The following is a 4,714-nucleotide window of genomic DNA, read 5'->3' as shown; positions in this document are numbered from 1 at the left end:
CCACCGGGCCCCGCCGCTCCCGCGGGGTCCGCGCCCAGCCCCCGCGCGCCACCGCCACCAGCCTCCCGAACCCCAGCGACACCACCCGTGGCGCCACCCGCAACCCGTTCACCACGGCCACTACAGCGTGATCCCGCCCAGCAGGTTCGCGACGCTGGTGCCGCCCGCCGCGATGCTGGGCGCCACCGACGTTCCCGACAGGTAGAAGCCGAACAGCGCGCACACCACCGCGTGCGACAGCTTCAGTCCGTCCTTCCGGGAGAAGAGGAAGACGACGACTCCCAACAGGACCACACCCGAGATGGACAGGATCATGAGCACTCCAGAGGCGATCGAGCGGCGTTCACGATAAGCACTCTAAGGATCACGAAGGGTGACCTTCGGTCGACAGGCGCATAAGGGTGAAAGTGTCGGATCCCCGCCCGCGCCCGCTCAACAGGCCACGCACAAGGGGCGATGCGGTTCGGGACCGCTCGCGGACCTCGGTAGGCTTACCCTCGGTCGAGGGCAAGAAGGAGCAGGACGATGGCAGAGAGTACGCAGCCGTTGTCGCCGCGGGCCAGGCTGGCCGTGACGGCGGGAAAGGCGGCGGCGGCGGTGTCGCGGGCCGCGGGTCGCGGCAGCGGGTCGGTGATCGGCGGCAAGGTCGCCCTCAGAGTGGATCCCGACCTGCTCGGCCGGCTCGCGGGCCACCTCGACGTGGTCCTGGTCTCGGCCACCAACGGCAAGACCACCACGACCCGACTGATCGCCGAGGCCCTGCGCGCCGCCGGCGAGGTCGTCTCGAACGCGTTGGGCGCCAACATGCCGGCCGGCATCACCTCGGCCCTGTCCGCCGGGGCCAACGCCAGGTTCGGCGTCATCGAGGTCGACGAGAAGTACCTCGCCGGCGTGGCCAGGGACGTCTCCCCGAAGGCCATCGCCCTGCTGAACCTCTCCCGGGACCAGCTGGACCGCGCCGCGGAGACCCGGATGCTCGCGGAGCGCTGGCGCGAGGGCCTGCAGGGCCTCAAGACCACCGTGATCGCCAACGCGGACGACCCCCTGGTGGTCTGGGCCGCCTCCTCGTCGGGACAGGTCGTCTGGGTCGCCGCCGGCCAGGAGTGGAAGGACGACGCCTGGTCCTGCCCGTCCTGCGGCGGCGTGCTCCAGCACCACGGCGACGACTGGCGCTGCGGCGCCTGCGGCTTCGGCCGCCCCACCCCGACGTGGGTGCTCTCCGGGGACCATGTGCTCGACCCGAACGGGTCCGCCTGGCCCATCCACCTCCAGCTGCCCGGTCGCGCCAACAAGGCCAACGCCACCAGTGCCGCCGCCGTCGCCGCCGCCTTCGGCGTCGCCCCCCAGGTCGCCCTGCAGCGCATGCAGTCGGTCGCGGCGGTCGCCGGTCGCTACGACGTCGTCTCCTACGAGGGCCGCGACATCCGGCTGCTCCTCGCGAAGAACCCGGCCGGCTGGCTGGAGACGTTCTCGCTGATCGACGGGCCCCCGGCGCCCGTGATCCTCTCGGTCAACGCCCGCGGCGCGGACGGCACGGACACCTCCTGGCTGTGGGACGTCGACTACACCAGGCTCGCCGGCCACCCCGTCGTCGTCATCGGCGACCGGCGCCTCGACCTCGCGGTCCGCCTCGAGGTGGCCGCCGTCGACTTCCGGGTCTGCGACACCTTCCAGGAGGCGCTCCAGCAACTCCCGCCCGGCCGGGTCGAGGCCATCGCCAACTACACGGCGTTCCAGGACCTGCGCCGTATCGTCGGCAACTGACCCACCCGACCGCACCCGAGAACAGGCAAAGGAACGGACGCATGAGCTCATCGACCCTGCGGGTGGTCTGGGTCTACCCCGACCTGCTGAGCACCTACGGCGACCAGGGCAACGTCCTGGTGGTCGAGCGCCGGGCCCGGCAGCGCGGACTCGCCGTGGAGCGCGTCGACGTGCGCTCCGACCAGCAGATCCCCACCTCCGGCGACATCTACCTCGTCGGCGGCGGCGAGGACCGCCCCCAGCGCCTCGCCGCCGAGCGGCTGCGCCGGGACGGCGGGCTGCACCGCGCCGCCGAGAACGGCGCGATCATCTTCGCCGTCTGCGCCGGCTACCAGATCCTCGGCCACGAGTTCGTCAACGACCTCGGTCAGCGCGAACCCGGCCTCGGCCTCCTCGACGTCGTCAGCACCCGCGGCGAGGGTGAGCGATGCGTCGGCGACGTGCTCGCCGACATCGACGAGGGCCTGGGCCTGCCCCAGCTCACCGGCTTCGAGAACCACCAGGGCATCACCCACCTCGGCCCCGGCGTCCGCCCCTTCGCGCGGGTCCGCGTCGGCAAGGGCAACGGCACGGGGGACGGCACCGAGGGCGCCTGGCGCGACACCGTGATCGGCACCTACATGCACGGCCCGGTCCTCGCCCGCAACCCGGCCGTCGCCGACCTGCTGCTGCGCCTCACGCTCGACGTCCGCGCGCTGCCCCCGGTCGACGACCGCTGGTACGAGGCGCTGCGGGCCGAGCGGATCGCCGCCGCGGTCCAGTCCGCCTGACCGACCGGGCCCCTGCACGGGGGCCCGGCACCTCCCCGCAAAGGCACCCTGGCCACCGGCGTGGCCAGGGCGTTTTCTATCGTTGCCGAGGCGGGGGTCGCTGCGAGCGGGAGTGCGTCGGAGATGGAGAACCACGATCACGGGTCGGGCATGGACCTGCCGCCGATCACGCTCTCGCGGGCGCTGGAGCTCGGCGGGGACCCGGTCTTCCTCTACGGCTGCCTGGCCGCCCTCGCGCTCTACGGCTGGGGCGTGTTCCGGCTGCGGCGCCGCGGTGACCGCTGGTCCCCGGGGCGCACCGTCTCCTTCGCCCTCGGCGTCGTCTCGATCGCGGCCGTCACCTGCACCGGGCTCAACGACTACGGGATGGTGCTGTTCAGCGCCCACATGCTGCAACACATGGTGATCAGCATGGTCTCGCCGATCCTGCTGCTGCTCGGCGCCCCCGTCACCCTGCTGCTGCGGGCGCTGCCCACCGCCGGCCGCGGCCGGCGCGGGCCCCGCGAGCTCCTGGCCCGGCTGCTGCACAGCCGCTACGTGCGGATCGTGACCAGCCCGCTGTTCACCATCACCCTGTTCGTCGCCAGCCTCTACGGCCTCTACTTCACGCCGCTGTTCGACTTCCTGATGGGCTCCCGCCTCGGCCACCTGGCGATGATGCTCCACTTCCTCGCCGTCGGCCTGGTGTTCTTCTGGCCCATCATGGGCGTCGACCCCGGCCCGCACCGGCCCAGCCACCTGATGCGGATGCTGGAGCTGTTCGCGACGATGCCGTTCCACGCGTTCTTCGGCATCGCGCTGATGATGGGCACCGAGCCCATGATCGACACCTTCGCCGACCCGCCGGCCTCGCTCGGCGTCGACCCGGTCGCCGACCAGTCCGGGGCCGGCGGCATGGCCTGGGCCTTCAGCGAGATCCCCACCGTGGTGGTGCTCGTCGCCCTGGTGATCCAGTGGTACGTCTCCGAGGAGCGCCGCGCCCGCCGCCAGGACCGCACCGCCGACCGCGACGGCGACCGCGAACTCGCGGCGTACAACGCCTACCTCGCCTCCCTGGGCTCCCGCACCCGCTGAACCCCCGCGACATGCCGACCCCCGTCCCGACGACCGTGTCGGCACCGGCCAGTAGGGTGGCGAGCCGACGGAAGGCGGTGAAGTGAGCACCCAGGACGAACTGTTCAGCGCGGTCGACGCCCTGCTCGAACAGGCCAGCCCGCTCCCGTCGCCCGACGAGCGCCGTCGCCTCCGGGCGGCCGCAGGGCTCGCCCAGGCCGACATCGCCAGGGCCCTCGGCGTGCGGGCCGGCACCGTCGCCGCCTGGGAGACCGGCCGCTCCGAGCCGACGCTCGACCGCCGCGCCGCCTACGCCCGGCTCCTCGGCGGCCTCGCCGACCGCTATCCGGCACCGGACACCACGACCGAGCCCGACCCCGAGGTCAGGGTCGAGCCCGAACCCGCCCCGGCGCCCTCGCTGTCGCCCGAGGACCGCGCCCCCGCGCCACGGACACCCGGGCCCGCCGGCGCCCGGGACTCCCGCTACCCGGCCGGCCCGCTGGCCGTCCTCGACGGCGCCGGCACCGCCCACCTCGCCGACGGCCGCGACCTGCCCTGCCCGGCCAGCACGCTGCCGCAGCTGGCCGACTGGGCGCTGACCGCCTCCCTCGGCCTGGAGCGGCTGCACCGCGCCGGCCGGGACGCCGACCCCCTCGTCGTCCTCACCGCCGCCGCGGCGACCCGCCTCGGCCTGCCGGCCGAGCTGGAGGACCGCCGCGGGCTCCGGCTCCCCGACGACCACCCCGTGGTGCGCGAAGTCACCGCCGAGGGCTGGCGGCTCACCCGCCGCGGCTTCGGCCCCTGGGCCCGGCTCTACCGCCCGGTCGACGCCGGCCGCCGGCAGTGCGTCCAACTGGCCGTGCTCCCGTGGGACGCGCTCGACGCCCGTGCCTGGCGCGACACCGGTAGCCTGCCGCCCGCCGAACTCGCCGGCATCCTCGGCACGTACGCCACCCGCGTCCTCACCCCCCGCGGCTCGACGGCCGTCTGCGGTCTCGAACTGATGACCGCACTACGCCCGCCCACCCGCGCCGTCTCCGACCAGGCCGGCGGCTGGACGTCGGGCCCGGTGCCCGGCTCGCTCACCCAGGCCGTCGACCCGGCCCCGCCCGAGGCACCCCCCGAGC

The 4,714-nt window shown here is 74.0% G+C and carries 5 protein-coding genes; 4 read left to right on the top strand and 1 reads right to left on the bottom strand.

Going from position 1 to position 4,714, the window contains the following annotated elements; translation table 11 throughout:
* Window positions 1-120: 120 nt before the first annotated feature.
* Window positions 121-315 (bottom strand): hypothetical protein, encoded by a 195-nt coding sequence (locus tag E1283_RS32085; protein WP_132821683.1) that lies wholly within the window; start codon window positions 313-315, stop codon window positions 121-123.
* Window positions 316-525: 210 nt separating this feature from the next.
* Between E1283_RS32085 and E1283_RS32080 the strand changes: the two genes are divergently transcribed.
* The 4 genes from E1283_RS32080 to E1283_RS32065 all read left to right on the top strand — a co-directional run.
* Window positions 526-1,764: a MurT ligase domain-containing protein gene (locus E1283_RS32080; protein ID WP_132821682.1), complete on the top strand. Its 1,239-nt coding sequence runs from the start codon at window positions 526-528 to the stop codon at window positions 1,762-1,764.
* Window positions 1,765-1,805: 41 nt separating this feature from the next.
* Complete coding sequence (locus E1283_RS32075) at window positions 1,806-2,534, top strand: type 1 glutamine amidotransferase (RefSeq protein WP_132821681.1); 729 nt, start codon at window positions 1,806-1,808, stop codon at window positions 2,532-2,534.
* A 123-nt stretch (window positions 2,535-2,657) separates the two neighbouring features.
* Entirely contained in the window at window positions 2,658-3,608 is a 951-nt protein-coding gene (locus tag E1283_RS32070) for a cytochrome c oxidase assembly protein (RefSeq protein ID WP_132821680.1), read from the top strand.
* Between the two features lie 82 nt (window positions 3,609-3,690).
* Window positions 3,691-4,714, top strand: a 1,024-nt coding sequence (locus E1283_RS32065) for a helix-turn-helix domain-containing protein (RefSeq protein WP_132821679.1), incomplete at its 3' end; no start/stop codon positions are given.

The sequence above is a fragment of the Streptomyces hainanensis genome (assembly GCF_004348415.1).
Lineage (GTDB): Bacteria > Actinomycetota > Actinomycetes > Streptomycetales > Streptomycetaceae > Streptomyces > Streptomyces hainanensis.
The sequence above is the reverse complement of the archived record's forward strand: the minus strand, read 5'-3'. Positions and strand labels throughout refer to the sequence as shown.

Bases quoted from the DNA above. Each gene is read 5' to 3' on its own strand.
- E1283_RS32085 (WP_132821683.1), bottom strand. From the start codon at position 315: ATGATCCTGTCCATCTCGGGTGTGGTCCTGTTGGGAGTCGTCGTCTTC.
- E1283_RS32080 (WP_132821682.1), top strand. From the start codon at position 526: ATGGCAGAGAGTACGCAGCCGTTGTCGCCGCGGGCCAGGCTGGCCGTG.
- E1283_RS32075 (WP_132821681.1), top strand. From the start codon at position 1,806: ATGAGCTCATCGACCCTGCGGGTGGTCTGGGTCTACCCCGACCTGCTG.
- E1283_RS32070 (WP_132821680.1), top strand. From the start codon at position 2,658: ATGGAGAACCACGATCACGGGTCGGGCATGGACCTGCCGCCGATCACG.